Here is a 260-nt window from a genome sequence, read left to right as displayed (position 1 = left end):
GAGGAGAGTCGTCTGGAAACCCTCCGACAGGACCGTCGGATTGACGAGGGTGGCGCCCGCCAAACGGGAACGTACCTCGTCGGCGCTCACTCGGCCAGGGGCGCTCACGGCATCGGTGAGGCCTCGTGCCGCAATGAGCTCGCGTGCAGCCTCCAGATCGGCACCCGCTCCCAGAAGCTCGCCCGTGACCTCCAGGCCGCTGGAGCGTAGCTGCGCCACGGCCTCGATAAAGGTGGCCCATCCCTTGCCCGGCACCATGC

Annotated in this window: 1 protein-coding gene; it reads right to left on the bottom strand. The window is 68.5% G+C overall.

The window, feature by feature from the left end; translation table 11 throughout:
• Positions 1–260, bottom strand: a 260-nt coding sequence (locus QP415_RS12120; RefSeq protein WP_442953493.1) for a glycosyltransferase, incomplete at both ends; no start/stop codon positions are given.

It is taken from the genome of Pauljensenia sp. UMB3104 (genome assembly GCF_030217285.1).
GTDB lineage: Bacteria > Actinomycetota > Actinomycetes > Actinomycetales > Actinomycetaceae > Pauljensenia.
This window is presented reverse-complemented; position numbering and strand designations above follow the sequence as displayed.